This is a genomic window from Serratia quinivorans (assembly GCF_946227985.1).
In the GTDB taxonomy this organism is placed as follows: Bacteria; Pseudomonadota; Gammaproteobacteria; order Enterobacterales; family Enterobacteriaceae; genus Serratia; species Serratia quinivorans_A.
Window position 1 is genome coordinate 218594 of record NZ_CAMKGL010000004.1, and the last position, 25764, is coordinate 244357.

24 protein-coding genes are annotated in these 25764 nt (G+C 56.3%); 7 read left to right on the top strand and 17 right to left on the bottom strand.

Translation table 11 applies throughout. The features are described from left to right. Positions 1-47 precede the first annotated feature (47 nt). Positions 48-584, top strand: coding sequence for an inosine/xanthosine triphosphatase (gene yjjX / locus OCH02_RS14060; protein ID WP_261431755.1), 537 nt, complete (start codon positions 48-50; stop codon positions 582-584). Between the two features lie 18 nt (positions 585-602). Here the strand turns inward: yjjX and trpR are convergent, their stop codons facing one another. Next, positions 603-932: a trp operon repressor gene (trpR, locus tag OCH02_RS14065; RefSeq protein ID WP_153858096.1), complete on the bottom strand. Its 330-nt coding sequence runs from the start codon at positions 930-932 to the stop codon at positions 603-605. A gap of 55 nt (positions 933-987) precedes the next feature. Beyond that, positions 988-2916 (bottom strand): murein transglycosylase, encoded by a 1929-nt coding sequence (gene sltY, locus OCH02_RS14070; RefSeq protein ID WP_261431756.1) that lies wholly within the window; start codon positions 2914-2916, stop codon positions 988-990. A gap of 746 nt (positions 2917-3662) precedes the next feature. Here sltY and OCH02_RS14075 point away from each other — a divergent pair. From OCH02_RS14075 to ettA, 4 genes are all read left to right on the top strand, one after another. Beyond that, positions 3663-4277 (top strand): YfiR family protein, encoded by a 615-nt coding sequence (locus OCH02_RS14075; protein WP_261431757.1) that lies wholly within the window; start codon positions 3663-3665, stop codon positions 4275-4277. After that, the gene (locus OCH02_RS14080) at positions 4274-5521 is read left to right on the top strand and encodes a diguanylate cyclase domain-containing protein (RefSeq protein WP_261431758.1); all 1248 of its coding nucleotides are present in this window, start codon (positions 4274-4276) and stop codon (positions 5519-5521) included. The genes OCH02_RS14075 and OCH02_RS14080 overlap by 4 nt, the downstream gene beginning before the upstream one ends. Before the next feature lie 36 nt (positions 5522-5557). Beyond that, positions 5558-6055, top strand: coding sequence for an OmpA family protein (locus OCH02_RS14085; protein WP_017891551.1), 498 nt, complete (start codon positions 5558-5560; stop codon positions 6053-6055). 265 nt (positions 6056-6320) lie between these two features. Continuing rightward, complete coding sequence (ettA, locus tag OCH02_RS14090) at positions 6321-7988, top strand: energy-dependent translational throttle protein EttA (protein ID WP_261431759.1); 1668 nt, start codon at positions 6321-6323, stop codon at positions 7986-7988. Positions 7989-8018: 30 nt separating this feature from the next. Here the strand turns inward: ettA and OCH02_RS14095 are convergent, their stop codons facing one another. Further along, on the bottom strand, positions 8019-8930 hold the full coding sequence (locus OCH02_RS14095; RefSeq protein WP_261431760.1) for a LysR family transcriptional regulator: 912 nt from the start codon (positions 8928-8930) through the stop codon (positions 8019-8021). 98 nt (positions 8931-9028) lie between these two features. Here OCH02_RS14095 and OCH02_RS14100 point away from each other — a divergent pair, with 98 nt between their 5' ends. Next, positions 9029-10030, top strand: a complete 1002-nt coding sequence (locus tag OCH02_RS14100; protein WP_261431761.1) for a zinc-binding alcohol dehydrogenase family protein — start codon at positions 9029-9031, stop codon at positions 10028-10030. Positions 10031-10066: 36 nt separating this feature from the next. Here OCH02_RS14100 and nadR read toward each other — a convergent pair whose 3' ends face one another. The 3 genes from nadR to serB all read right to left on the bottom strand — a co-directional run bounded on the left by nadR (position 10067) and on the right by serB (position 13891). Further along, positions 10067-11326, bottom strand: a complete 1260-nt coding sequence (gene nadR, locus OCH02_RS14105) for a multifunctional transcriptional regulator/nicotinamide-nucleotide adenylyltransferase/ribosylnicotinamide kinase NadR (protein ID WP_261431762.1) — start codon at positions 11324-11326, stop codon at positions 10067-10069. A 56-nt stretch (positions 11327-11382) separates the two neighbouring features. After that, the gene (gene radA, locus OCH02_RS14110; protein ID WP_012005120.1) at positions 11383-12768 is read right to left on the bottom strand and encodes a DNA repair protein RadA; all 1386 of its coding nucleotides are present in this window, start codon (positions 12766-12768) and stop codon (positions 11383-11385) included. Between the two features lie 145 nt (positions 12769-12913). Further along, complete coding sequence (gene serB / locus OCH02_RS14115) at positions 12914-13891, bottom strand: phosphoserine phosphatase (RefSeq protein ID WP_261431763.1); 978 nt, start codon at positions 13889-13891, stop codon at positions 12914-12916. Between the two features lie 103 nt (positions 13892-13994). On the opposite strand from serB, the gene OCH02_RS14120 reads away from it, so the two are divergent. Beyond that, a complete protein-coding gene (locus OCH02_RS14120) occupies positions 13995-14699 on the top strand; it encodes a YtjB family periplasmic protein (protein ID WP_012005118.1) in 705 nt (234 codons plus the stop codon). On the opposite strand, the gene yjjJ is transcribed toward OCH02_RS14120, so the two are convergent. From yjjJ to osmY, 11 genes are all read right to left on the bottom strand, one after another. Then, on the bottom strand, positions 14696-16039 hold the full coding sequence (gene yjjJ, locus OCH02_RS14125; protein WP_261431764.1) for a type II toxin-antitoxin system HipA family toxin YjjJ: 1344 nt from the start codon (positions 16037-16039) through the stop codon (positions 14696-14698). The two genes, OCH02_RS14120 and yjjJ, sit on opposite strands and share 4 nt — an antisense overlap. A gap of 140 nt (positions 16040-16179) precedes the next feature. Further along, the gene (gene deoD / locus OCH02_RS14130) at positions 16180-16911 is read right to left on the bottom strand and encodes a purine-nucleoside phosphorylase (protein WP_012005116.1); all 732 of its coding nucleotides are present in this window, start codon (positions 16909-16911) and stop codon (positions 16180-16182) included. A gap of 167 nt (positions 16912-17078) precedes the next feature. Next, a complete protein-coding gene (gene deoB, locus OCH02_RS14135; protein ID WP_261431843.1) occupies positions 17079-18302 on the bottom strand; it encodes a phosphopentomutase in 1224 nt (407 codons plus the stop codon). A gap of 193 nt (positions 18303-18495) precedes the next feature. Further along, the gene (gene deoA / locus OCH02_RS14140; protein WP_261431765.1) at positions 18496-19821 is read right to left on the bottom strand and encodes a thymidine phosphorylase; all 1326 of its coding nucleotides are present in this window, start codon (positions 19819-19821) and stop codon (positions 18496-18498) included. Between the two features lie 69 nt (positions 19822-19890). Continuing rightward, a complete protein-coding gene (gene deoC / locus OCH02_RS14145) occupies positions 19891-20670 on the bottom strand; it encodes a deoxyribose-phosphate aldolase (RefSeq protein ID WP_261431766.1) in 780 nt (259 codons plus the stop codon). Positions 20671-21194: 524 nt separating this feature from the next. Further along, positions 21195-22472 (bottom strand): NupC/NupG family nucleoside CNT transporter, encoded by a 1278-nt coding sequence (locus OCH02_RS14150; RefSeq protein ID WP_261092356.1) that lies wholly within the window; start codon positions 22470-22472, stop codon positions 21195-21197. 199 nt (positions 22473-22671) lie between these two features. Next, positions 22672-23448 (bottom strand): TatD family hydrolase, encoded by a 777-nt coding sequence (locus tag OCH02_RS14155; RefSeq protein WP_261431767.1) that lies wholly within the window; start codon positions 23446-23448, stop codon positions 22672-22674. Then, positions 23445-24566: a patatin family protein gene (locus tag OCH02_RS14160; RefSeq protein ID WP_261431768.1), complete on the bottom strand. Its 1122-nt coding sequence runs from the start codon at positions 24564-24566 to the stop codon at positions 23445-23447. Before OCH02_RS14160 ends, OCH02_RS14155 begins: the two co-directional genes overlap by 4 nt. Positions 24567-24576: 10 nt before the next feature. After that, the gene (locus tag OCH02_RS14165) at positions 24577-24762 is read right to left on the bottom strand and encodes a CsbD family protein (protein WP_261431769.1); all 186 of its coding nucleotides are present in this window, start codon (positions 24760-24762) and stop codon (positions 24577-24579) included. 58 nt (positions 24763-24820) lie between these two features. Then, positions 24821-24982, bottom strand: a complete 162-nt coding sequence (locus OCH02_RS14170; RefSeq protein WP_004857650.1) for a DUF1328 domain-containing protein — start codon at positions 24980-24982, stop codon at positions 24821-24823. A gap of 157 nt (positions 24983-25139) precedes the next feature. Further along, positions 25140-25754, bottom strand: a complete 615-nt coding sequence (gene osmY / locus OCH02_RS14175) for a molecular chaperone OsmY (protein ID WP_261092352.1) — start codon at positions 25752-25754, stop codon at positions 25140-25142. Positions 25755-25764: the final 10 nt, after the last annotated feature.

Genomic DNA, 25764 nt, shown 5'->3' on the forward strand with positions numbered 1-25764 from the left:
GTCTGACGTATTGAATAGGCTCTTAGCTTAAGGATGCCAAACCCGTTATGTATCATGTTGTCGCTGCAACTACCAACCCGGCAAAGATCAAGGCTATTCAACTGGCCTTTGAGGACACTTTTGGCCAGGACCAATGCCGCATTGAATCGGTCGACGTCGCCAGTGGCGTTTCACTGCAACCCATAGGTAATCTCGAAACCCGCACCGGTGCACGCCAGCGTGTTATGGAAGCACGGCAGGTACGCCCAGAAGCCGACTTTTGGGTCGGCGTGGAGGCAGGAATCGAAGAGAATATGACTTTCGCCTGGATGACGGTGGAAAACCCGCAGACCCGCGGCGAATCGCGCTCAGCCAGCCTGATGCTGCCGGAGACGATTTTACAGGGAATTCGCGCCGGCCGCGAATTGGGCAGTGAAATGGCACTCATCACCGGCAATGCCGAAGTGAAACGCCAGGGTGGCGCTATTGGCATCTTTACCGATGGGCGCTTGAGCCGCACCAGCGTTTACCATCAGGCTCTGCTGCTGGCACTGGTCCCTTTCCACAACCCGATCTACCAGGACCACAACGCGCCGCAAAAATAAGCCCCGCCGGGCGCGGCGCTACGGTGCCTCGCCCAGCAATTGCTGCTCCAGCCACTGCTTCAACGCCGGCGTCGCGGCCTTCAGGCTGTTCGAACCGCGAGTGATGGTGGCAATTCCCGCCCCCAGTTCGTTCTTCAGCTCACGCTGGCTCATCTCACCGCGCATCAATTCCTGGATAATCCGTACCCTTGTGCCTAAAGCCGTACGTTCGTCCGGCGTCAACAACAGCTGCATCAGCGGCTGATGCAGATCCTGGGCAAACGAATTCTGCAGCAGCGCAACAAAGCGCAGCCAATCCTCATTACCTTGTTCTGAAAGAGCCGGGTCGTTAAGCGATAATTGCGTCATGGCAAGCCACCATACTATTTAACTAGTACAGCAGCATACCATAGCGACGTCAAAATCAATAACGCCTCTGCCACTCGGCGTCGGTCAGCACTTTAGCCGGCCGATGCATGAGATAGCGATAAAATGCGTCGTAAGCCAACACGTTCTTCACGTAAGAACGGGTTTCCGAGAACGGGATGCTTTCGACAAATGCCACGGCATCCACCCGTCCTTCACTGTTGCCCAACCAGGTATTCACCCGAGATGGGCCGGCATTGTAAGCCGCCGATGACAGGATCCGGTTGCGGCCGAACTGCTGGTAAACATACTCGAGGTAGCTGGTGCCGATAATAATATTAACCCGCGGATCAAGCAGTTGGCTGGGGCTTGTGTAACCGGGAATATTGTACATCTGCACGGTATGCTGCGCGGTACGTGGCATGACCTGCATCAGGCCGCTGGCCCCTACCGGTGACTGCGCTTTCGGATTCCAGGCGCTCTCCTGACGAGCAATCGCCATGGCATAACTCGGCGTTATCCCCTTGTCATCGGTCGCCGCGCGGAACTCTTGCGGCCAGGCTACCGGGAAACGTTCTTCAAGGTGATCCCACATTTTGCCGACGATAGTCGCCTGCACGCTGAGATCGGCCCATTTCTGCTCGAAGGCATAACGCGCCAGCGCTTCCTGTTCCGGGCGGCTGCGACTGGCCACGAAGGACGTCCACTCGCTGCGCGCCAGGTTATCCATATTCCAGTACATCAACTCGCGCACCCGGGCAATTTCCGGCCCGTCCACCAATGAAGCGCGAGGTTTTGCCGCTACCGCCACCATCACCGGGTAAGGCGTATTCAGTTTCTGTGCCGCTACCATCGGGTAGAAGCCACGTTCGGTCATCAGCCGACGCAGGATCTCTTCTCCTTCGCTGCGTTTGCCTTCGTCCAGTAACATGCTCGCACGCCAGTAACGCCATTCATCCTTATTACGCGACTCCGTCGGTAAACGCGCCAGCCAGGTTGCCACACCCTGGCGATCGCCAGCCCCCAGTGCCATACGCACGCGTCGCTCCAGCAGTGCCGGTGACTGACTACGCAGGATCACCTTGTCGCGCCACTGAGTCTGTTCAAAGGTCGCATCGCTGCCCATCAGGCGCCATGCCACCGCTTCCTCCAGCCCCAGCCGCTCGCTGTCGCTCATTTTCTGCAGCCGGGCGAGGGTCGGGATCATCGCCCGGGCGTTTTCCGCATCCTGACGCGCCAGGCGTTCGAAGGCGATACCGGTCGCTGCACGGGTAAAGTCGGTCGGCCCCACGCTGCGGGCAAAAGACTCGACCGTCGCGGGATCGTTTTGCAGGCGTACCAGGGCATCACCCATGGTCTGATAATCTGACGGCAATTGGCGATAGAGACTGTTTACCAGGCCACTGTTGCCCTCCTTCAACGCCAGCTTCATGCGCTCCAGAATAGCCGACGGGGTTTGTTTACCCGCCCCCTGCCAGACGCTGAACAGCTTGTCACAGGCCGCCGGCAGCGATTTACCGCTCATCCAGATGTCGTCAACGCCGCTCCAGGCCGCGGTCTGATCGCCAGTGGCCCATTTGGCATAGTAGTAATTGCAACGCGCAGCAATAGGTTTCGGCGCCTGCGGGCTGAAGGCCAGCAGAGTACGCCAGTCTTCGCGTCGCGCCAGTTCATTAACAAAACGCGGGGCCAGCGACTTGGCCGGCGGCAGCGTCGGGTGCTGCTTGATAAAGTCGTTAACCTCAGAGAATCCGGCCTGGCTGAGATCTTGCGTCAGCTCACGGTATTCCAGATAAGGGTAAAGCGGGTAATCACGCAGCGTCGGCATCAGTTGCGCCACCACGTCCATCTGATTGCTGTCCCACGCCTGCTTGATCTGCAGGTAACGCTGACGCTGAGCGTCCAGGGAATCCGCCAATGCGGCGCTTGAAAATGCCGTCAGGCACAGGCCCACAGCCAAAAACCGCCACTTGTCTACCTTGACCATACTGACTCTTTCCTCGCTAATGCTGATGGTGTTGCCAGAGCCGCTTCACCCCGTTGCCGCGCTACGCCAGCAGCCAACGGATCGGTGAACCCGGCTCTCCGAGTTTTACTCGCCCTGTCGTGGATAACATCTATCCGGCACGCCAGAGCAAAAAGAGGGGCGCTGAGCAACCCGCTCAGCCGTCTATCATAGACAGCAGGATCGCTTATCCATTCACTACTGTAGAAGAAGTTTATCGCCACGATGGGCTTCAGGTAAAAAAGGTTTACCCTCGCTGACAAATCAATTAAAGCTGGCGGCAATTTTTGCCGTTTTAATCATTTCATCCTGGGGCTAATGCTAAAAACCGGTCGGATCCGCGATTATTAGTCCCCACCGCCAATATAAAACCAAGCCATTTGAAATTATTAGCCGTCGCAGTATTTCGCACTCAAAACGATGGGCAGAAACGTTGCGCAAACCGCCAGAATCCAGGCCTGGCGCGCCAACTTTGCAGAAAACGCCTGGCAAACCCCGGTGGTCGTTTTTATACTATTAAAAAAGGCTAAGATAATTCCGAGAAAATGGCACATAAAGCGCGCAACAGGGATATCTTATAATACAATCCGCGCCAATTATGGGTTAGATAGTGTTCATCAGGCAGTGCGATTGACAGTTTTCAGCAAGACAATTATCCCTTCGACCGGGTTAGGCTTCTCATCGTTATGTTGCCGCAACAGTACTGCGGACGTGGGCAGGAATGGCAGATGAAGATGGCAAAAAATGCCGCGTTGTTAGTGACCTGCGCAAAAAACTCATTCACGAGTTTCCTGTCCGCACGTCTGAAGTACGGCCGTCTGTTATCGTTGGTTCTGCTCGCCCTGTTGGCATTTCCCGGTTTGGCCCGCCCGGAGACTGGCGATCTTCATAAAAATCGCACCCATGCCGTCACCACAGTGGTGGTCGGCATCATCAGCTATGCCCGCTGGCCTAGTGGGCCCAACCCTATCCGGCTGTGCGTGACGGCGCCGACACAATATGCCGACGGACTGTTCGATCCCATCCTGCTTAGCGCGCCCAGGCCAATAAAAGCCGAGCGCATCGCTTTCGACAGCCCCTTACTGAGCAGCGGCTGTGACGTGATTTATTTAGGCAATATCAATGCCGGGCAGAAACAGAATTTCATCCAGCGCATTAGCGGCCATTCGATTCTCAGCATCAGCGAGAACGATGCTGAGTGTTCTGCCGGCAACGCATTTTGCCTGCAGTTCGAAGGGGATGAGGCCAGCTTTAAGGTGAACCTTGATGCACTGGCACGCAGCGGCGTACGCGTTCACCCCAACGTGCTGCAGCTGGCACGCAAACCGGGGCCGCCGCTATGAAGTGGTTGCGCAAGAACCGATCGGGGCAATCACGCCCGACGCTGGGCCGGGTGCTGCAACGAGTGCATCTTGGGTTGGCGTTGATTGCCGTCGGCACCGCCGGAATTTTCCTGACCCTGGTCGCGCTGTTTGCGCTGCGCGCTTATGCCGACCATAACCTGCATCTGATTGCGCGCTCCATCAGCTATACCGTCGAAGCTGCCGTGGTGTTTGAAGACCGCACCGCCGCACGTGAGGCGCTGGTATTGATCGCCTCCAAAGAGGAGGTCTCGGAAGCAAGAATTCTGAATAACAGCGGCAAAGTGCTCGCCACCTGGCGTCACCCCAAAGATGGCCCACTACACGGTATGGAACAAATCGTGGCCCACTGGGCGCTGCCGGAGCCGGTGATCCTGCCGATTACTCATGAAGGCAAAGAGGTCGGTAAAGTTTGGCTGCTTGGCCACGGCGGCAGCCTGCTGCGCTTTCTGTTGCGCGGCATGATTGGCATGATCGCCTGTCTGGTGCTCAGTACCCTGTGTGCGCTGGTGCTCTCCCGCCGCATGCTGGTGGGCATTGTCCGTTCTCTGGATGACATCGCCAATGTGGCGCATGCGGTACGTCGCGATCGCGCCTTTGGCCTGCGGGTGCCATCGGCACCGATTGCCGAACTGCATGAGCTGAGCATCGACTTTAATGGCCTGCTCGACGAACTGGAAGCCTGGCAGGCACACCTGAAACAGGAAAATGACTCACTGACTCACCGGGCCACCCACGACAGCCTGACCGGCTTGCCGAACCGCGCCTTCTTTGAGGGCCGTCTGAGCCGTGCGCTGGGGGACATTAAACCCACCGAAAAACTGGCGGTGCTGTTTATCGACGGTGACCGCTTCAAGGAAGTTAACGACAGTTACGGCCACGCCGCAGGCGATGTGGTGTTGACAACCATTGCCGGGCGCATTCGCGCGCAGCTGCGTGAAAGCGATCTGGTGGCACGTTTGGGAGGTGATGAGTTCGCCGTATTGTTGGCGCCGGTCCACACTACGGAAGATGTCCTGCAGATTGCCGATAACATTATCGACTGCATGACCCAACCGGTGATTTTACCGAACGATGAGGCGGTGATTTCCTCTCTGAGTATCGGTATTGCACTTTACCCCGAGCATGCGGTAACGCCTCAGGGGCTCTTGCACGAAGCTGACGATGCGATGTACCAGGCAAAGCATCGTTATAACGGAGGCTGGCGGCTGGCAATACAAAAATAAAGCCCCGGCTAAAAAATAAAACTAGGGATTTTGATTATGATACAGCAAACACTAAAAAACCGTTTTTCACTGCTGGCGATGATGTTTATCGCCCTGCTGGCCCTCGCCGGCTGCCAGAGCAAACCTCAGGGCCTGACGCCCGAGCAAATTGCCCTGTTGCAGTCGCAAGGGTTCAAGCTGACCGATAACGGCTGGGAGTTTGGCCTGTCCGACAAGGTGCTGTTTGGTAATAACATCGGCAAGCTGAACCCGGAAAGTACCGACACGGTACAAAAAATGGGCCGCGCGTTGATGAGCGTCGGCATCACGCAGTTCCGTTTGGATGGTCATACGGATAATTACGGTGAAGACAGCTATAACGATCAGCTCTCTCTGCGTCGCGCCAATGCAGTGGCCGATCTGCTCGCCAGCGTAGGCATTCCACGTGCCAACATCGAAACCCGCGGCATGGGTAAACGCGATCCGGTGGCCGATAACCGCACCTCCAGCGGCCGGGCGGAAAACCGCCGCGTCGCGATAGTCGTCACCCCTTAAGCAACCAATATGCGCCTTCACCGGCGCATAAAGGGTTATACTTGACGATCGCTGTGTGATGTCTGGGATCCGCTTTCGAAACGGGCTACACTCCGCAGCCAGACATCCTATATACCCTAAATAATTGGAGTTGCATCAAGGCGGCAAGGGAGCATATCCCGATGAGCTTACTGTGGTAAGTAATTCGGGTAAGTGAACGCAGCCAACACAGAGGCAACTTCAAGTATGACGGGTATAAAAACTGATATAGAGAGGCAGAGGCACCGTGGCTCAATACGTCTATACCATGCATCGCGTCGGCAAAGTGGTTCCGCCGAAGCGTCACATCCTGAAAAACATCTCGCTGAGCTTCTTCCCTGGCGCCAAAATTGGTGTGCTGGGTCTGAACGGCTCGGGTAAATCCACCCTGTTACGCATCATGGCCGGCATCGATACCGATATCGAAGGTGAAGCTCGCCCACAACAAGGGATTAAGATCGGTTACCTGCCACAGGAACCGCAGCTGAACCTCGAACATACCGTCCGTGAGTCGGTCGAAGAAGCACTGGCAGAAGTGGTCGGTGCGCTGAAACGCCTTGATGAAGTGTACGCCCTGTACGCCGAAGAAGGTGCCGATTTCGACAAGCTGGCCGCTGAGCAAGGCCGCCTGGAAGAGATCATTCAGGCCCACGATGGCCACAACCTGAACACCCAGCTGGAGCGTGCCGCCGATGCGCTGCGCCTGCCGGAATGGGACGCGAAAATCGCCAACCTTTCCGGTGGTGAACGTCGCCGTGTCGCCCTGTGCCGCCTGCTGCTGGAAAAACCGGACATGCTGCTGCTGGACGAACCGACCAACCACCTGGATGCCGAATCCGTGGCCTGGCTGGAACGCTTCCTGCATGACTTCGAAGGCACCGTAGTGGCCATTACCCACGACCGTTACTTCCTCGACAACGTGGCTGGCTGGATCCTCGAGCTGGACCGTGGCGAAGGTATCCCATGGGAAGGCAACTACTCTTCCTGGCTGGAACAAAAAGACGCTCGTCTGGCGCAGGAAGCCTCTTCCGAAGCCGCACGTCGCAAATCCATCGAGAAAGAGCTGGAGTGGGTTCGTCAGGGTGCCAAAGGCCGTCAGTCCAAAGGCAAGGCCCGTCTGGCTCGCTTTGAAGAGCTCAACAGCACCGAATACCAAAAGCGTAACGAAACCAACGAACTGTTTATCCCACCTGGCGCACGCCTGGGCGACAAAGTGGTTGAAGTCAGTAACCTGCGCAAGTCTTACGGCGACCGTGTGCTGATTGATGACCTGACCTTTGCAGTACCGAAAGGCGCCATTGTTGGCATTATCGGCCCGAACGGCGCCGGTAAATCCACACTGTTCCGCATGATGTCCGGCCAGGAGCAACCTGATTCCGGCAGCATCGTGTTGGGTGACACCGTCAAACTGGCCTCGGTCGATCAGTTCCGCGACAGCATGGATAACGCCAAAACCGTTTGGGAAGAAGTTTCCGGCGGCCAGGACATCATGCGTATCGGCAACACCGAAATGCCAAGCCGTGCCTACGTCGGTCGCTTCAACTTCAAGGGTGTCGATCAGGGCAAACGCGTCGGCGAATTGTCCGGTGGTGAGCGTGGCCGTCTGCATCTGGCCAAGCTGTTGCAGGTTGGCGGCAACGTATTGCTGCTCGATGAACCGACCAACGACCTGGATATCGAAACCCTGCGTGCGTTGGAAAACGCCCTGTTGGAATTCCCAGGCTGTGCGATGGTCATCTCGCACGACCGTTGGTTCCTTGACCGCATCGCCACCCACATTCTGGACTATCAGGATGAAGGCAATGTGGAATTCTTCGAAGGTAACTTTACCGAATACGAAGAGTACAAGAAACGGACGCTGGGCGCCGAAGCGCTTGAGCCACACCGTATCAAGTACAAGCGAATCGCCAAGTAATCCCGGAAAGCGCCGCCTGCGGCGCTTTTTTTATTCCCACGCCAGCTCGCGGGCATAATCGTCAAACACCGGGTGTTGCAATACCACGTCGATAAAACAGGCCAGCGCCGGTGAATTCAGCTTGCGGCTTGGATAAACCAGATACAGCTCATTGCCTTCCGCCTGCCATTCCGGCAGCACCTCTACCAGTTGTTTTTGCGCCACCACCTCGCGGCTAAGAAATGCCGGCAAGAGGGTTATCCCTGCCCCAGCAATCGCACATTCCCGCGCGTACAGCAGATTATCGGTAACATGCCGCATCGGCAGCTGCCAACGGAAATACTCATCGCCCCGGCGCAGGTTCCAGGCAGGCCAGGAACGGTGCGCAATACAGCGATGCTGTTGCAGCTGTTGCGGATGCAGGATCGGTGGATACTCTGCCAGATAGGCCGTTGAAGCCAGCAAATAACGTGGCGCATGCCCCAAACGTCGGCCAATCAGTGAAGAATCCTGAGGCTTACCGGTTCGCAACGCGGCATCAAATCCCTCCTGTACCATATCTACCATGGCATCAGATACCGATACCTCCAGCGAGACGTCCGGATATTGCCGCTGGAAATCCGCCGCCAGCCGCGCCAGCAAGGTCGCCCCCAACCCGGCGGGGGTCGAGATGCGCAAGCGCCCACTGGGGTTATCACGCAGGCGTTGCAGCGCCAGATCGGCCCGTTCGGCGGCGGACAGCATTTCCTGGCAGTGCTCCAGATAGCGTTCGCCGGCAAAGGTCAGATTGAGCTGACGGGTGGTGCGGTTCAGCAGCCGCAGGCCCAGCGTCTGTTCCAACTGACTAATGCGCTGGCTGACGCTGGACTTTGGCAAGGCAGCCCGTTTGGCAGCGGCAGTATAACTGCCACATTCGGCCACCAGCGCAAACAACGCCATATCTTGTAGCTGTTTAAACCTCATTGTTCACCTCAAGCGAACACTTAGTTAGTTATTGTCCATCTTATCATCAACTGCCAACAGGTCTACACTGAGGGTATTCATTCGAAAGGAGCACAGTCATGCCGATTAAAGCCATTGCCGTAGACCCGAAAAACCCCGCCAACTTCATTGCAATCAACCCGGAAAAACCCACCCCAGGCCAGTACGATTTATTGGTTGAAGTCAAAGCGGTGTCGGTCAACCCGGTGGATACCAAGGTCCATGCCGGCCTGCAAAAAAGTGGCCTGCAACAGCCCCGGATTCTCGGTTGGGATGCCAGCGGTATCGTGGTCGACGTGGGCAGCAGCGTCAGCGGTTTCAAACCCGGCGATGAGGTCTGGTATGCCGGTGATATCACCCGTCCAGGCAGCAACACGACCCATCAGTTGATTGACTCGCGTATTACCGCCCATAAGCCGCAAAGTCTGAACTGGGCTGAAGCCGCCGCCATGCCGCTGACCGCCCTGACCGCCTGGGAAGCGCTGTTCGAACACCTGAAGATTCAGGACGCCGCGCCCGGCAAAACCCTGTTGATTATCGGCGGTGCCGGTGGCGTAGGTTCGCTGGCGATCCCCTTTGCCGCACAACGCAGTCAGGTAAAGGTGATTGCGACTGCTTCGCGCCCAGAGTCAGCGGCCTGGTGCCGGGAGCGCGGTGCCGACCTGGTGGTAGACTACCGCGATCTTAAAGCCAATCTGGCACAGCAGGGCATTGAGAATGTGGATTATATTCTTTGCCTGAACGACACCGACGGCCACTGGAAAGCGATTTCCGATCTAATTGCGCCAATGGGCCATATCTGTACCATCGTCGAAAATGCACAGCCGTTGGACCAAAATGCGCTGAAGTTGAAAAGTGCCGCTTTGCATTGGGAGTTGATGTTTACTCGCAGCATGTTCACCACGCCGGACATCGCCCAACAGGGTGAGATCCTCAAGCAAGTGGCGCAAATGCTGGATGAAGGAAAGCTGAGTACCACCCTGAGCGAAACCTTGCAGGGGTTGACGGTCGATACCCTGACCGCCGCGCATCAAAAACTGCTCGACGGGCATATGCAGGGCAAACTGGTGATTGTTTACTGATGACAGACGGGGCGCAGCACGCTGCGCCCCGATGGCTTATACCGCCGCAACACCGAGCAGCCGACTGGCATCAGCCGCCAGCAGTTGTTTAACCAGCTCAACGCAGCGCAGGAAGCGTTCGTCATAGTCGCTGGACTCCACGTGTACGTACTCGATGTTATTGGCCCGCAGCATCTCTTCCAGCAAATGCTGGAACACTTTGCGATCCTTGGGGTTACCCAGGCTGCGCAGGCCATCCGCCACCCAGGGGGTGTTGTTTTCCAGCAGGATCACCAGATCAAACCGGTACTCGTCGATCAGCGCCTGCACAAAGGGGTGTTCGCGCCCTTCGTACTTTTTGCAGAAGGCCTGAGTAGTGACGAAGTCGGTGTCGATAAAGGCCACTTTGTTGGCGTACTTCACCGCGAAGTCGACGTACTGTGCCTGCCCGAGGGCAATCTTGTCGTAGTCGGAATACTGGAGCGCCATCTCATCCCCACCGAGGTGCGAGAACACATAGTCGCGGCCATATTCCCAGGCACTGGTGGTGTTAAAGATGTTCGCCAGCTTATTCACCAGCGTCGATTTGCCGCTCGACTCACCGCCGAGGATCGCCACGGTCCGAACAAAGAACGGCTTCACTTCAGTCGGAATATAATCCCAATAAAGGAACGGATCCTGACGGATCTGGCGGCCGCTGATATTCATAAATGAACGTTCGGGATCAATCAGAACGGTTTCAATCGCCAGATGTTCACGGTAACGCGGGGCATCCTGCGCTTCACTGGAATAGATAAAGGTCGGCACTATGGCTTTCTGTTCCAGGAAAGCCTTCACCCCATCGCTCCAGACGTTCCAGCCGTGTGGATAGGGTTCGATGCCCTGTTCGTCGAAGGAATGAATATGGATGTTTTTCTGGTACTTGAAGGTTTGCAGCAGCCAGCGCAGACGATCGCTGACCGTCGGCTGTTGAGACATCGAACTGTTCTCGAACAGCTCCCTGTCGCGGGGCTCGTCGTGACACAGGATCACATGCAGCTCATCTACCTGGCTGCAAGCACGCTGGATCAGGTAAATGTGGCCGGTGTGCAGGGGGTAAAATTTACCAAACACCACGCCGACCTTTTTCTCACGCCGTGGAAACTCCAGGCCAAGGTAGCGGTGCAGGGCCTCCAGTTTCTGGGCACTCGGACTTTTGATTTTGTCGTTTAACAACTGGCTGAGATAGCCTTTGGTCATGCCACTGGCATCTGCCACCTGCTGCAGAGTACAGTTCTTCTGCTTAATCGACGCCTTCAGGTAATCAAATTGCCGCATAACCCCTCCGTTTAGTATGCTAAACAAAATAGCACAGTCTGCGCACCGCGTGGCAATTAATAAAACTGTTCCAGCACGTCCAATGCGTCCGCCAGTTTCTTCACGCCGAACACCTGCATATTGGCCGGTGGTTTCTTAGGTACGTTGGCATGCGGCACGATGGCACGCTTGAAACCGTGTTTTGCTGCTTCGGAAATACGTTCCTGGCCGCTCGGCACCGGGCGGATCTCCCCCGCCAGCCCCACTTCGCCAAACACCACCAAATCGTTTGGCAGCGGACGATCGCGCAGGCTGGATACCAGCGACATCAGCAACGCCAGATCGGCGCTGGTTTCACTGACTTTCACCCCGCCAACCACGTTGACGAACACGTCCTGATCGGACATCTGCAGCCCGCCGTGGCGGTGCAGCACCGCCAGCAGGATCGCCAACCGGTTTTGTTCCAGACCGACAGCCACCCGGCGCGGATTGGACATCATCGAATGATCCACCAGCGCCTGAATTTCCACCAGCAACGGCCGCGTGCCCTCCCATACCACCATCACCGAACTGCCGGAGGTGACCTCGTCGCCACGGCTGAGGAAAATGGCCGACGGGTTGCTGACCTCGCGCAGGCCCTGCTCTGTCATGGCGAAAACGCCCAATTCATTCACTGCGCCAAAGCGGTTTTTGTGGCTGCGCAGGGTACGAAAACGCGAATCGGCGTCACCGTCCAACAGCACCGAGCAGTCAATACAGTGTTCCAACACTTTCGGCCCGGCCAGAGAGCCATCTTTGGTGACGTGTCCCACCATCACAATCGCCACACCGCGCGTCTTGGCGAAACGGGTCAGGTAGGCGGCGGTTTCACGCACCTGCGCCACGCTGCCCGGCGAAGACTGAATATCCGCCATGTGCATCACCTGAATGGAGTCGATCACCATCAGTTTCGGCTGTTCCTGCTCGGCAATCAGGCAGATTTGCTCGATACTGGTTTCCGACAGCATATTCAGGCCGCCGGTCGGCAAGCCGAGACGGTGAGCGCGCATCGCAACCTGCTGCAATGATTCTTCACCGGTGACGTACAGGGTTTTCATCTGTTCGGAAAGTTTGCATAGCACCTGTAACAGCAGCGTACTCTTGCCGGCACCAGGGTTACCGCCGATCAGGATCGCACTGCCTGGTACCACCCCACCGCCCAGCACCCGGTCAAACTCAAGGAAACCGGTGGAGAAACGCGGCAGCTCATCCAGACTGATGTCCGACAGCTTTTGCACCTTGCTGATGCCGGCATCACCGGCGTAGCCGCTCAGGCGCTCATTGCGAGAAGAGGAGGACACCGCAGCCAGACGCACTTCTGTAATGCTGTTCCAGGCGTGGCAAGCGCTGCACTGCCCCTGCCAGCGCGGATAATCGGCCCCGCACTCATTACATACAAACGCCCGTTTTGCTGCTTTTGCCACGTATTACCTCAATCTTTTGTTTATACCCTAAATAATTGGAGTTGCATCAAGGCGGCAAGTTTGTGAGTCCCCAGGAGCTTACTTAGGTAAGTGACTGGGGTGAGCAAATGCAGCCAACACAGAGACAGCTTCAAGTATGAAGGGTTTAGCGAACTTCGTGTTTCAGGCTGCCGGTCAGTACACACAGCACGCCAATCAGGTCAGCATGGCGAATCGACACCTGCGCCTTCTCATAGACTTTCGGTTTGGCGTGATAGGCAATGCCCAACCCGGCAACCTGCATCATTTTTAAATCGTTGGCACCGTCGCCGATGGCCACGGTTTGCTGCGGCGCAATGCCCAGCTTTTCCGCCAGTGCGACAAGCGTATCGGCTTTGAACTGTGCATCGACTATCGGTCCCAGCACTTCACCGGTCAGCTTGCCGTCGCGAATTTCCAGCTCGTTAGCTGCCACCGCCACCAGTTTTAGTTTATCGCGCAGGTACTCGGCATAATAGGTGAAACCGCCGGAAGCGATCGCCACATGCCAGTCCATCGCCTGCAGCTTGCGCACCAGGTTGACCAGCCCAGGCATCAGCGGCAGCTCATCGCGCACCTGCTTGAGGATATTGGCATCGGCGCCTTTCAGCGTGCCGACGCGTTGGCGCAGGCTGGCGGTGAAATCCAGTTCCCCCCGCATCGCGCGTTCGGTGACTTCAGACACTTGCTCCCCGACGCCCGCCAGTTTGGCGATCTCATCGATGCATTCAATCTCTATCGCCGTAGAGTCCATATCCATCACCAGCAACCCTGGGGTGCGCAGATGAGGGATCTTGCCGAGAGGGGCCACATCCAGCCCGCTCTCCGCCGCCAACAGCTTGGCGCGCGCCGTCAGAGTGCCTGCCAGACGCACCACCTGATAGTCCTCGACGCACCAGGCGGTAACAATCACCATCGCCGCACCCAGCTTACGCTGGAAATCGGTAATGCGCGTTTTGTTCAGTTCTCTGCCATATAATAGCCAACCGGTATGACCCGCCCGATAATCCAGCGGCATCACTTCGTCACCGCTCAGCGAAAGGGGAAGACCCGGCCATTGAGAGATCTCTGCCGGGAGATCGCAATAGGTCAGACTATTCGACATCCTTAACTCCTGAAAAACACTGCATGATAAAACGACGCATCAAGCTATCCTATCGCCATTGCTTCTGGCAACATAAAGTGTCCAAGATGCCCAAGGAACCTGCATGGCTCGCGCTAAACTGAAATTTCGCCTGCACCGCACCGCTATTATCCTGATTTGCCTGGCTTTGCTGGTACTGTTGATGCAGGGCGCGTCCTATTTTAGCCTGAGTCATCAACTGGCGCGATCCGAACAGGTGGAAGAACTGGCGCAAACGTTGACCAAACAGGTCGCGTCCAGCCTGGCACCGCTGATGGACGACGACAGCGACGTCGATAACCAGCGCATTGACGCCATCCTCAAACAGCTCACCGGGGGCAGCCGCATTCTGGACGCCAGCGTCTATCAGCTTGACGGTACATTGGTTTCCCACGCCGGTGAACAGATAAGTATACGCGATCGTTTGTCGCTCGACGGTAAACGCGCCGGCAGCTACTTCAATCATCAACTGGTTGAGTCCATTCAGGGCAAAGACGGTCCGATCGGGTTTATCCGCATCACGCTGGACACCCACGTACTGGCGACCGAATCCAAACAGGTGGACAACACCACCAACCTGCTGCGCCTGATGATCCTGCTGGCTCTGGCCATAGGTATTATTCTGGCACGTACCCTGCTGCAACACCGTCGCAGCCGCTGGCAGCAATCGCCGTACCTGCTGACCGCCAATACGCCATTGGAGGAAGGTAACACGGTAGAAAATGACGATGATGACGCGCGGCCGGATGCGAATAAAGAAGAAGAGAAGAAGCCCGAGAGCGGTTCTTAAGCCATTCGCTGAATACGCTCGTTCAGCCCCTGAACCTGTGCCAGCATCTGGTCGGCGATAACGCGAAAATCTTCGCTGATAAGTGTATGCCGTGCCACACGTTGCCAAAACTCCAGCGCCATCAATTCCGCCTGCCGCCAAACGGCACCGCTGACTTCATGACCCAATCGGATTTCCAACGCTTGATGGCGCATATTACCGCTGCTGGTTGGCGCAAATGCCATCGGCAACATGTCATACAAAGGGGCTAAAACTACCGGCCGCTGTTCGGGGTGCAGAAACGACAAGTTCCCCTGATGCATATCGCTATTGGCAATCAACCTGCCGAATGCCCAATACAGTGCCATTCTCTGACAGGTAGGGCTGTCTATCACACCATGCTGCAATAACCCTTGCGCCGCCGTAACCCAATTGGCATTGCCGCTACCGCTAAACTCGGCATCCAATGCTTCGAGTGAAACCATCGCCACCCGGCCAAACGGGCCGATGCGATCGAACCGTTCAATTTCCAGAAAACACTGCTGATTTTCACCCAACAAGACTTCACTTCGTGCCGCAGGCAACCCCGCTTCCGCCACGACCTGTAACGCCAGTGACTCTGCGATCAGCAAATCACTCCAACGCTGCGCATTGGGGTTTTCCGGGGCCGTACTGAATTTAACCAATACATGACCTTGTCGCTCGTCCCTCAGTTCAGCATAAGCAATAAACTTGGGTTGCTCACCACCGGCAGAAGACCCGACCAGTTCCCCCGCCAATGCCTGCTTCGCCAGCTCTGCGTAACGGACTGTTTTTTCCGCCATCGGCACTGCCTGCTCCAGGTCATGTACCAGCCAGCGTTGATAGCTGCCGTTGCCAGGCAGCAGGTTACCGCTCATGTCGTCACCAAAGTGACAAAGCGCCCACAGTCGCTGCTCTTCGTTCCAAAGCAGAGTATCTTCCGGCAGGCGCAATACTTGAGAAACCGCCTTCCCCCATGCCCGGCCAAGAAAACCTATCGGCCGCAGATCGTTCAGATACCAAGGCAGACCATCATAAAGTTGCCATTCACCATTTTGCTCATTTTGTACCGCGCATCCTTCAGCCGGATAGACAGGATAAAGCGTGGCAAACTTATGTGCCTTACCCTGCTCATCCACCTGATACAGCGGAAAATGCCCTTCACCTGCCCCGCTTCTGAGCAACGCATAGCGGGTGGCCCGGCCTTTGCCCATCACCAGTACGCTTCCTGCCAAATTGCGAATACGGCGCGATAGTGTCGGTTGACTGATACCCAGCGCTTCAGTAAGTGCTGTAGATGTCGCTGGGCCATTACGTAGTAATTGCTCGATACCCGTCATAGATGAATAGATTCGTGAATAGATTTATGAATAGAGTAATAGCGCTAATTAGCTGTCAGGTAAAGTATTTGCAGGAAATGATTTAGGAAAGGTGAATAGATTGCTACAGGGGCGCAGCAAGGTGCTGCGCCCGCTGGATATTACTCTTTGTCGCCCAGCAGTACAGATTCCAGCGCGATAACGATCATTTCGTTAAAGGTGGTCTGACGCTCTGCTGCGGTAGTCGCTTCGTGACGCAGGATGTGGTCAGAAACGGTACAAATGGTCAGTGCCTTACAGCCAAACTCTTCGTACAGCTCCGCCGCCACACCGTAGATACCGGCCGCTTCCATTTCCACACCCAGGATGCCGTACTTCTTCATCACCTGGAACATGTCCGGATCTGGCGTGTAGAACAGGTCAGCGGAGAAGATGTTGCCCACGCGCGCCGGGATACCCTGCGCTGCCGCTGCGTCTACTGCGTTACGCACCATGTCAAAGTCGGCAATTGCCGCGTAGTCATGATCCTTGAAACGCATACGGTTCACTTTGGAATCGGTGCAAGCGCCCATACCGATCACCACGTCACGCAGTTTGACATCGTCACGCACCGCGCCACAGGAACCCACACGGATGATTTTCTTCACGCCGAATTCGGCAATCAGTTCGCGTGCATAAATGGAGCAGGACGGGATACCCATACCGTGACCCATTACGGAGATTTTGCGGCCTTTGTAAGTGCCGGTGAAACCCAGCATGCCCCGCACGTTGTTCACTTCCACCGCGCCTTCCAGGAAAGTTTCCGCGATGTATTTTGCACGCAGCGGATCGCCCGGCATCAGTACTACGTCAGCGAAATCACCCATTTCAGCATTAATATGCGGCGTAGCCATAATTGTCTTCCTTTAGAAATCGTATTTAATAAAAACGTCAAACGTCCAAGCCATTGGATTTCAAGTTGTAGCTAGGCAGCTAGCGAGTGAATCCCCAGGAGCTTACTTGAGTAAGTAATTGGGGTTCACTCGTGAAGCTAACAACGCTGCAGCTTGAAAGACGGGGCTTAGAACATGGATTTGCCGTAATCCATCGGCGACACACCAAAGTAACTGGCGACGGTCTGGCCAATGTCGGCGAAAGTTTCACGGTGGCCCAGCGAGCCAGGCTTCACGTTCGGGCCGTAAACCAAGACTGGGATATGTTCGCGGGTGTGGTCGGTGCCCGGCCAGGTTGGGTCACAGCCGTGGTCAGCGGTGAAGATAATGATGTCTTCATCTTTAACCAGTTTCAGCAGCTCCGGCAGACGGCGGTCGAACAGCTCCAAGGCGGCGGCATAACCCGCAACGTCACGGCGGTGGCCGTAAGAGGAGTCAAAATCAACGAAGTTGGTGAACACGATCGTGTTGTCGCCGGCTTTTTCCATTTCAATCAGGGTGGCGTCGAACAGCGCGTCGATACCGGTCGCCTTGACCTTCTTGGTGATGCCCACGTTAGCGTAAATGTCGGCGATTTTACCAATAGACACCACTTCGCCGCCCTTCTCGTCCACCAGCTTTTTCAGCACGGTTGGCGCCGGTGGTTCGACAGCCAGATCATGACGGTTGCCGGTACGCTGGAAATTGCCCGGCTTGTCGCCCAGGAACGGACGCGCGATCACACGGCCAATGTTATAACCGCCTTCGGTCAGCTCTTCACGGGCGATTTCACACAGTTCATACAGACGGTCCAGGCCGAAGGTCTCTTCATGACAGGCGATCTGGAAGACCGAGTCGGCAGAGGTATAGAAAATCGGCTTGCCGGTTTTCATATGCTCTTCGCCCAACTGGTCGAGGATCACGGTGCCGGAAGAGTGGCAGTTGCCGAGGTAACCCGGCAGATTGGCGCGCTCAACCAGCTTGTCCAGCAGCTCCTGTGGGAAGCTGTTGTGCTCATCGCTGAAATAACCCCAGTCGAACAACACCGGGACGCCGGCAATTTCCCAGTGGCCTGACGGCGTATCCTTACCGGAGGAGAGTTCGCTGGCGTGTGCATAGGCACCAATGATGTCTGCATTGCGGTCCAGACCCTGCGGGAAGGTGCCGGTGGATTCTTCCGCCGCTTTGCCCAGGCCCAGACGGCTCAGGTTAGGCAGGGTCAACGGGCCCTGACGGCCCACGTTGGCCTCACCGCGCGCGCAAACCTCGGCAATATGGCCCAGAGTATCGGAACCCTGATCGCCAAATTTCGCCGCATCCTCGCTTGCGCCAATACCGAATGAGTCTAATACCATAATAAATGTGCGTTTCATCATGCTCTCCTGCGTGTTCTCACGCTATTGCGGCTGCAAGACTGCAATCGCCCTTAATTCTCTAAATTTATACCCAATGGATTTCGAGTTGTAGCTAGGCGGCTAGCGCGTGTATCCCCAGGAGCTTACTCAAGTAAGTGACTGGGGTGCGCGCGTGCAGCCAACAACGCTACAGCTTGAAAGACGAAGGGAATCACTCTTTAGTGATGCGCTTATACACTACTGGCGTCACTTCCGGCGCTTTGTCACTCAGCACCATCGCACTGCGTACCGCTTCGGCCGCCTGCTGCCAGCTTTCTTCGTCGTTGGCGTGGATCACCGCCAGCGGCTGCTGGGTATCGACTTTATCGCCCAGACGGGCCATGCCTGTCAGGCCGACGCTGTAGTCGATATTATCGGTCGCGCGACGACGACCACCGCCCAGCGATACCACCGCCATGCCCAGCGCACGGGTATCCATCGCACTGATGATACCCTGTTTTTCGGCGTAAACCGGTTTACTCAGGGTGGCTGCCGGCAGGTAGCTGTCGTAGCGCTCGACGAAATCGGTCGGGCCCTGTTGCGCGGCCACCATGCGACCAAACACTTCCGCCGCTTTACCATTGTCCAGCACCGCCTGCAGTTTGGCACGCGCATCGGCGTCATCTTTCGCCAGGCCACCGGAAAGCAGCATTTCCACGCACAGTGCCATGGTCACTTCCAGCAGGCGCGGGTTACGGTATTCACCGGTCAGGAAACGCACCGCTTCACGAACTTCAACCGCATTACCTGCGCTGGAAGCCAGCACCTGGTTCATGTCAGTCAGCAACGCGGTAGTTTTACAGCCTGCGCCGTTAGCCACGCCGACAATCGCCTGCGCCAGATCGGCCGACAATGCGTAGGTTGGCATAAAGGCACCGGAACCGACCTTCACATCCATCACCAACGCATCCAGCCCTTCTGCCAACTTTTTCGCCAGAATTGAGGCGGTGATCAGCGGGATAGAATCCACGGTGGCGGTGATATCACGGGTCGCGTAGAAACGCTTGTCCGCCGGTGCCAGCGAGCTGGTCTGGCCGATAATCGCCACGCCCACGTCCTGAATGATTTTACGGAAGGCATTGTCGTCCGGGAAAATATTAAAGCCCGGGATCGCCTCCAGCTTGTCCAGCGTACCACCGGTATGCCCCAGGCCGCGGCCGGAAATCATCGGCACATAGCCACCGCAAGCCGCCACCATTGGCCCGAGCATCAGCGAAGTCACGTCGCCCACACCGCCGGTAGAATGCTTGTCGACCAACGGCCCGTTCAGCGACAGACTTTTCCAGTCCAACACGGTGCCGGAATCACGCATTGCCATGGTGAGCGCCACCCGCTCCGGCATGGTCATATCGTGGAAGTAAATGGTCATCGCCAGCGCCGCGATCTGCCCTTCGGAAACCACATTGTCACGGATCCCATTGATGAAAAAGCGGATTTCCGCTTCGCTCAACGGCTGACCGTCACGTTTTTTACGAATAATTTCTTGTGCCAGGAACAAGGCATCCCCCTGTTTTAGCTAATGTAGAGTGCAGGCAGGCGCCATTTCGCGCCTTGCCGACGGAATCGATCAGTAACCGCTGCCAGACGTCTCGGCACCGTGGCCCAGCGTTGCCAACAGGCTGGCTAACAGGCTGGAAGCCCCGAAGCGGAAATGACGCGCATCGGCCCAGCCCTCACCCAGAATACGATCGGCAAGTTGCAGGTAATGCAGCGCGTCTTCCGCCGTACGCACACCGCCGGCCGGCTTGAAGCCCACCGTCTTGGCGACGCCCAGATCGCGGATCACCGACATCATCAGCTCGGCGCTTTCCAGCGTCGCGTTGACCGGCACTTTACCGGTTGAGGTCTTGATAAAGTCCGCGCCGGCATTGATGGCAATTTCCGAAGCTTTGCGGATCAGATTGGCCTGCTTCAGCTCACCGGTTTCGATGATCACTTTCAGCAGCACGTTAGCGGCCAGACAGGCCTGCTTGCACTGTTTCACCAGCTCAAAACCGACCTGCTCATTACCGGCGATCAGCGCGCGGTAAGGGAACACCACGTCCACTTCATCGGCACCGTAAGCGATAGCTGCACGCGTTTCCGCCAGCGCAATCTCGATATCATCATTGCCATGCGGGAAGTTGGTGACGGTCGCAATGCGGATGTCCGGCGTCCCCTGCTCACGCAGGGCCTTGCGCGCCACCGGGATAAAGCGCGGGTAAATGCAGATGGCCGCGGTATGTCCGGCCGGGCTGTTCGCCTGACGACACAGCGCGATCACTTTCTCATCGGTGTCATCATCGTTCAGCGTGGTTAAATCCATTAAGGTCAGCGCACGTTGCGCTGCTGCGGTTAATTCGGTCATAAAACTCTCCAACTGAGAACCTGGATGTTGGCGAGCGGACTTGGTTCCTTGAAGATAGCACTGGGGAACGGGTTCCCTCATCGGCAACTGAGATCCTTCTCACCGCACATACCCTCCGCATCGCGCAGGGTCAGTAATAGCTATTTGAACACGATCGCCTGGGGCAATTCGCGCTCACAGTCACACTATATGAAATAACACTGTAACAGACCGGAATTATATGTGAAGAACATCACAAAATAACGCGATATCGTTCACAAATTCGCTAAAGAAACGGGCAAAGACAGCGGGCACAGCATTCTGTGCCCGTCAGATTACTGACAAAGTCCTTTGCGGTTAAAAGTCCTGATCCGGGGCCCGATAGAAACAAAGGATTATGTCTTCTGATTTACCCCAAACACCCGAAAACCACGTTTTTCGGGTGTTTGCCAACGGGCTACGGGCACAGCATTCTGTGCCCGTGTTAGAAGTATAGGCGCTGTCCTGCAATAGAGCCTGTTGCCCTATGTAGGACGGCCTGGGGTTTACAACGCCAGGAAGAACCCGGCGATGGTTGCGCTCATCAGGTTAGAGAGCGTCCCCGCAGCCACGGCTTTCAGACCGAAACGAGCGATATCATGGCGACGATTCGGTGCCATACTGCCCAGACCACCGAGCAGGATCGCCACCGATGACAGGTTGGCAAAGCCGCACAGGGCAAAGGAGATGATCGCCTTGGTATGCGTTGAGAGCACCTGCAGCCCCTCTGCCGCCACCACATCGTCCGGACGCAAATAAGCACCAAAGTTCATGTAGGCAACAAATTCATTCACGATAATTTTCTGGCCGATAAACGAACCGGCGGTCATCGCTTCATGCCAGGGCACGCCAATCAGGAAGGCAATAGGTGAGAACACCCAGCCGAGGATCAGCTCCAGCGACAGTTGCGGATAGTCGAACCAGCCACCGATACCGCCGAGAATGCCGTTCAACAGGGCGATCAGCGCGATAAACGCCAGCAGCATTGCGCCAACGTTCAGCGCCAACTGCATACCGGAAGCGGCACCGGAAGCCGCGGCGTCGATCACGTTGGCCGGGCGGTCTTCTTCTGCGATCAACTTCGTCGCATCGTCCTTGTCGTGGGTTTTTTCGGTTTCCGGCACCATCAACTTGGCAAACAGCAGGCCACCCGGTGCGGCCATGAACGAAGCGGCAATCAGGTATTCCAGCGGTACCCCCATCTGGGCATACCCCGCCAGCACCGAACCGGCCACAGAAGCCAGGCCGCCGCACATCACGGTGAATAACTCAGATTGGGTCATGGTGGCGATATACGGGCGCACCACCAGCGGAGCTTCGGTCTGACCAACGAAGATATTGGCGGTAGCAGACAGTGATTCCGTCCGCGAAGTACCCAGCAATTTCTGCACACCGCCGCCCAGCACGCGGATCACCAGTTGCATGATGCCGAGGTAATAAAGCACCGCAATCAGCGAGGAGAAGAACACGATCACCGGCAGAACGCGCAGCGCAAAAACAAAACCACCGCCGCCAAAGACTTCAAACATCTTGTCGGAAACCAGACCGCCGAAGATAAATGAAATCCCCTGATTACCGTAGGCAATCACGTTGGCCACGCCGGCCGACATGCCGCCAAGAATGGCGCGACCTACCGGGACGTACAGCACCAACGCGCCGATGGCGACCTGAAGAACGAATGCCCAGCCAACGGTGCGAAACTTAATCGCGCGGCGGTTGCTGGAAAGCAGCACGGCGATGGCGATCAGCACTGCCATACCGACCAGGCTCATGATGAGTTGCATGCAAAATATCCCTGTTGCGAAAAAAAGAAATGCATCCCAGTCCGGTTGTACCGCAAGGGTTGCTTATGAGTGATTTCGGGGTGCGATTATACGGAGCGAGAGGATACCCGCACCGATTTATGTCACAAATGTATACAACAGGAAGCAAATGAAAATCTTATAACGTGACACTCATCACACTTAAGTCGTGTTTTAACGCTCAGAGCGTAAATAAGGCGTGAGTGTTGTGTTGCAGATGGGCGGCAATCTCATCCGGGGATTCAGGGCGCAGTTGGCACAGCGTATGGAATACTTCCACCGCGCGCTCGGGGCGGTTGGCTTGCCCCTGGTAACCGGCCAGCGGCATATCAGGCGCATCAGTTTCCAATAACAGCGAGGTCAGTGGCAGTTGGGCCATCACATTGCGGGTTTTCTGCGCCCGCTCATAGCTGATGGTGCCCCCCACGCCAATGTAATACCCCAGTCGAATAAACGCCTGCGCCTGCGACAGGCTGCCGGCAAAGCCGTGTACTACGCCACGCCGCGGCACTTCGGTGCGACGCAGCATTGCCGCCAGCTGATCGTGACTGCGGCGAGAATGCAGGATCACCGGCAAATCATGTTGCTTTGCCAGCTTCAATTGCGCGGTTAACACCCGCTGTTGCCGCTCGAACAGCGGGTTTGCCATATACAGATCGAGGCCAATCTCCCCCACAGCCACCAGCTTCTGCGGTCGGCTGGCCAGGAAGCCCGCCAATTGTTCAAGCTCGGGTTCATGGTGCTCGGCAATATACAGCGGGTGTAGCCCCAGGGCGGCAAATAACGGTGGATAATCGCGTGCCAGCTTTAACACCCGCACAAAACGATCGGCGGTTACCGTAGGTACGATAATCCGTCGCACACCCGCCTGTTCAGCCAGCGCCAGGCTCTCAGGCTCATGACCGCAAAAGGGCGGGAAATCGAAGTGGCAGTGGGTGTCGGTGAAGTCGTGCATCACAGCACGCCACCCTCGCCCGGTGGCACTTCGCCCGGCAAGATAATGTCCATCGCCGCCAGCTTGGCTTCCGACGGATTAGCAAGATCACGCGGGTGAGTGATGTCGGTAATGATTGGTGAAGGCATGATCACGTTTTCCGGTTGGATCAAGCGGCGTGACAGCGCCTTTTTCACCTTCATGCCATCCAGTTTGTCCTGCTCTACCAGCCAGTGGCCAACGGTCGCCAGGAAGTAGCGCCCGCACTTGCGGCCCAGGTGATAGTCCTGATTGAGCGACGTTAGGCGGCTCCCCAGAGCGTTACTGGCCAACGGTTTCGGCGGGAAAATCTCGAAGATGCGCAGCTTGCCGGGTGGCTTCTCAATAAACTGCTGGATGCGGTGGTAACTTTGTTCGTGGTGTTGCAGGATGCGCACCATCTGCTGCAGGCTGCTTTCGCTCAGCCAGTGCTCCATGCGTTTCATCCATTGTGGCGTGTAGTACATCTGCGACGGCACGGTGCGGATCACCACGATGGTATCCGCGCCCCGGCGATAGGCCTCTTCAACCGGGATCGCATCGCTGATGCCGCCATCCTGATAGCTAACGCCGTCCAGCTCCACACCCATGCGGTAAAAACCGGGGATGGCGCTGGATGCCTTGAGGGCCGGCAGCCAGCTTTCGCGCTGCGCCGGCAGGTAGGTCGGCTCAAAGTCATCACTGCGGCAGGCGCACATCAGGAATTCGCGGCCATCAATCAGGCTTTTTTCCGCAACGTCCATCGCCAACGGGACCTGTTGCGAAGTGGTATCGAGTAGCCAGTCGAGATCGATCAGATGCCCACCGCGCACAAAGCGCAACGGGTTAAAGAATTCAGCGGAAGTGGTGTAGCGGGTGATCACCCGCCGCGCGTAGCCCATCTGGCCACAAATAAAAGCCGAGAGGTTTTGCGCGCCGGCAGAGGTGCCGATCATCAGATCAAAAGGATTAAAGCGGGCACGCTGGAACTCGTCCAGCACGCCGGCAGTAAAAATGCCGCGCTGCCCGCCCCCTTCACATACCAGCGCCATTTTACCGGGCCGGTAAGGTTTATACGCCAGCGGTTCGATATTGCCGAGCGTGATGGGTATTCTGTATCCCAACCCTGCATCCTCAGTGAGACGTTTTACCCGAGGATACCTTGTCTTGCTCTCTTCCGTAATCCTCTTGCAGTACACCAGAGAGGCAATCATTGCTGCCCATCAGCCAGATGCAGTCGCTGTCAGACCACTGCGCTAACCTCTGACACACCTGGCCCTTCAGCTGTTTCCAGCGTCCGAGGATGATGTCACTGTTCATGACTGACCTCCCTACTGCGAGAAAACGGATTAAGCTTTGTTACACTTTGAGGATAAAGCTAAGGGCGTCGGCGGCCGGTAAACAGGCTGACCAGGAACAGAATGATCCCTACGACGAAGACGATTTTTGCAGCCCAGGCGGCGGTACCCGCCAGTGAACCAAAACCTAATGCTGCAGCAATCAATGCGATGACTAAAAAGATAATGCCCCAACGAAACATAAGCTTCTCCTTACCATAGTGAAAAAACGCATCGCAATCCGTGCCCTTCTCGGGCGCAACCAGACTGCCGGTCAGTTTCTTTTTTTGATGGTGCATCCTGGGCTAGCCTCACGGCTAACCCAGGATTTGGTGCTTGTTGTTACGCTTGCTAAAAAATTTATGGCTTAACGACCAGGTCGTTTTTAACGCTTTTCACACCGTCGATAGCCTTGGCAATGCTTTCTGCACGTTCTGACTGTGCCTGAGTTTTCACTTCACCGGAAAGCTGCACCACACCGTCGGTGGTTTCTACTTTCACGTTGCGCGAAGGTACGATGTCATCGGCCAGCAGTTTGGCCTTCAGTTCGCTGGTCGTCGCGGTATCACCGGCATAAGCCTTCATGGACTGTTTGCTTTCGTCTTTCACATGCAGCTTGTCGCTGACGGATTTGACGCCTTCCACTTTACCGGCCACTTCAACCGCGTGCTCGGCCTGCGCCTGGCTGCCGACAAACCCACTCAGGGTGACGGTGCCTTTTTCGGTTTTCACCGAGATATCAGAGCTGGCGATGGATTTATCATCGACCAACGCACTTTTAACTTTAGCCGTTGTTGCGCTGTCATCCATGTAGCCGTCAACTTTTTTCATGGAGCTATCGATTTTGGCACCCGCGCTATCAGCGGCACTTGACGCTTTATTGAGCATAGTATCTTCAGCCAGCGCGCTGCCACTAACCAGAACGGAACCCAAAACAACAGCCATCAGTGATTGTGCAAATTTAGTATTTTTCATCGATCTCTTC

What these genes read in the sequence shown, in the direction of transcription:
- deoB (WP_261431843.1), bottom strand. Translation starts at nt 18,302, where the DNA reads ATGAAACGCACATTTATTATGGTATTAGACTCATTCGGTATTGGCGCA.
- OCH02_RS14085 (WP_017891551.1), top strand. Translation starts at nt 5,558, where the DNA reads ATGATACAGCAAACACTAAAAAACCGTTTTTCACTGCTGGCGATGATG.
- OCH02_RS14165 (WP_261431769.1), bottom strand. Translation starts at nt 24,762, where the DNA reads ATGAACAGTGACATCATCCTCGGACGCTGGAAACAGCTGAAGGGCCAG.
- yjjJ (WP_261431764.1), bottom strand. Translation starts at nt 16,039, where the DNA reads ATGACGGGTATCGAGCAATTACTACGTAATGGCCCAGCGACATCTACA.
- trpR (WP_153858096.1), bottom strand. Translation starts at nt 932, where the DNA reads ATGACGCAATTATCGCTTAACGACCCGGCTCTTTCAGAACAAGGTAAT.
- sltY (WP_261431756.1), bottom strand. Translation starts at nt 2,916, where the DNA reads ATGGTCAAGGTAGACAAGTGGCGGTTTTTGGCTGTGGGCCTGTGCCTG.
- serB (WP_261431763.1), bottom strand. Translation starts at nt 13,891, where the DNA reads ATGTCGAATAGTCTGACCTATTGCGATCTCCCGGCAGAGATCTCTCAA.
- yjjX (WP_261431755.1), top strand. Translation starts at nt 48, where the DNA reads ATGTATCATGTTGTCGCTGCAACTACCAACCCGGCAAAGATCAAGGCT.
- OCH02_RS14100 (WP_261431761.1), top strand. Translation starts at nt 9,029, where the DNA reads ATGCCGATTAAAGCCATTGCCGTAGACCCGAAAAACCCCGCCAACTTC.
- deoD (WP_012005116.1), bottom strand. Translation starts at nt 16,911, where the DNA reads ATGGCTACGCCGCATATTAATGCTGAAATGGGTGATTTCGCTGACGTA.
- OCH02_RS14150 (WP_261092356.1), bottom strand. Translation starts at nt 22,472, where the DNA reads ATGCAACTCATCATGAGCCTGGTCGGTATGGCAGTGCTGATCGCCATC.
- OCH02_RS14095 (WP_261431760.1), bottom strand. Translation starts at nt 8,930, where the DNA reads ATGAGGTTTAAACAGCTACAAGATATGGCGTTGTTTGCGCTGGTGGCC.
- OCH02_RS14075 (WP_261431757.1), top strand. Translation starts at nt 3,663, where the DNA reads ATGAAGATGGCAAAAAATGCCGCGTTGTTAGTGACCTGCGCAAAAAAC.
- deoC (WP_261431766.1), bottom strand. Translation starts at nt 20,670, where the DNA reads ATGACCGAATTAACCGCAGCAGCGCAACGTGCGCTGACCTTAATGGAT.
- OCH02_RS14120 (WP_012005118.1), top strand. Translation starts at nt 13,995, where the DNA reads ATGGCTCGCGCTAAACTGAAATTTCGCCTGCACCGCACCGCTATTATC.
- nadR (WP_261431762.1), bottom strand. Translation starts at nt 11,326, where the DNA reads ATGCGGCAATTTGATTACCTGAAGGCGTCGATTAAGCAGAAGAACTGT.
- osmY (WP_261092352.1), bottom strand. Translation starts at nt 25,754, where the DNA reads ATGAAAAATACTAAATTTGCACAATCACTGATGGCTGTTGTTTTGGGT.
- OCH02_RS14080 (WP_261431758.1), top strand. Translation starts at nt 4,274, where the DNA reads ATGAAGTGGTTGCGCAAGAACCGATCGGGGCAATCACGCCCGACGCTG.
- OCH02_RS14170 (WP_004857650.1), bottom strand. Translation starts at nt 24,982, where the DNA reads ATGTTTCGTTGGGGCATTATCTTTTTAGTCATCGCATTGATTGCTGCA.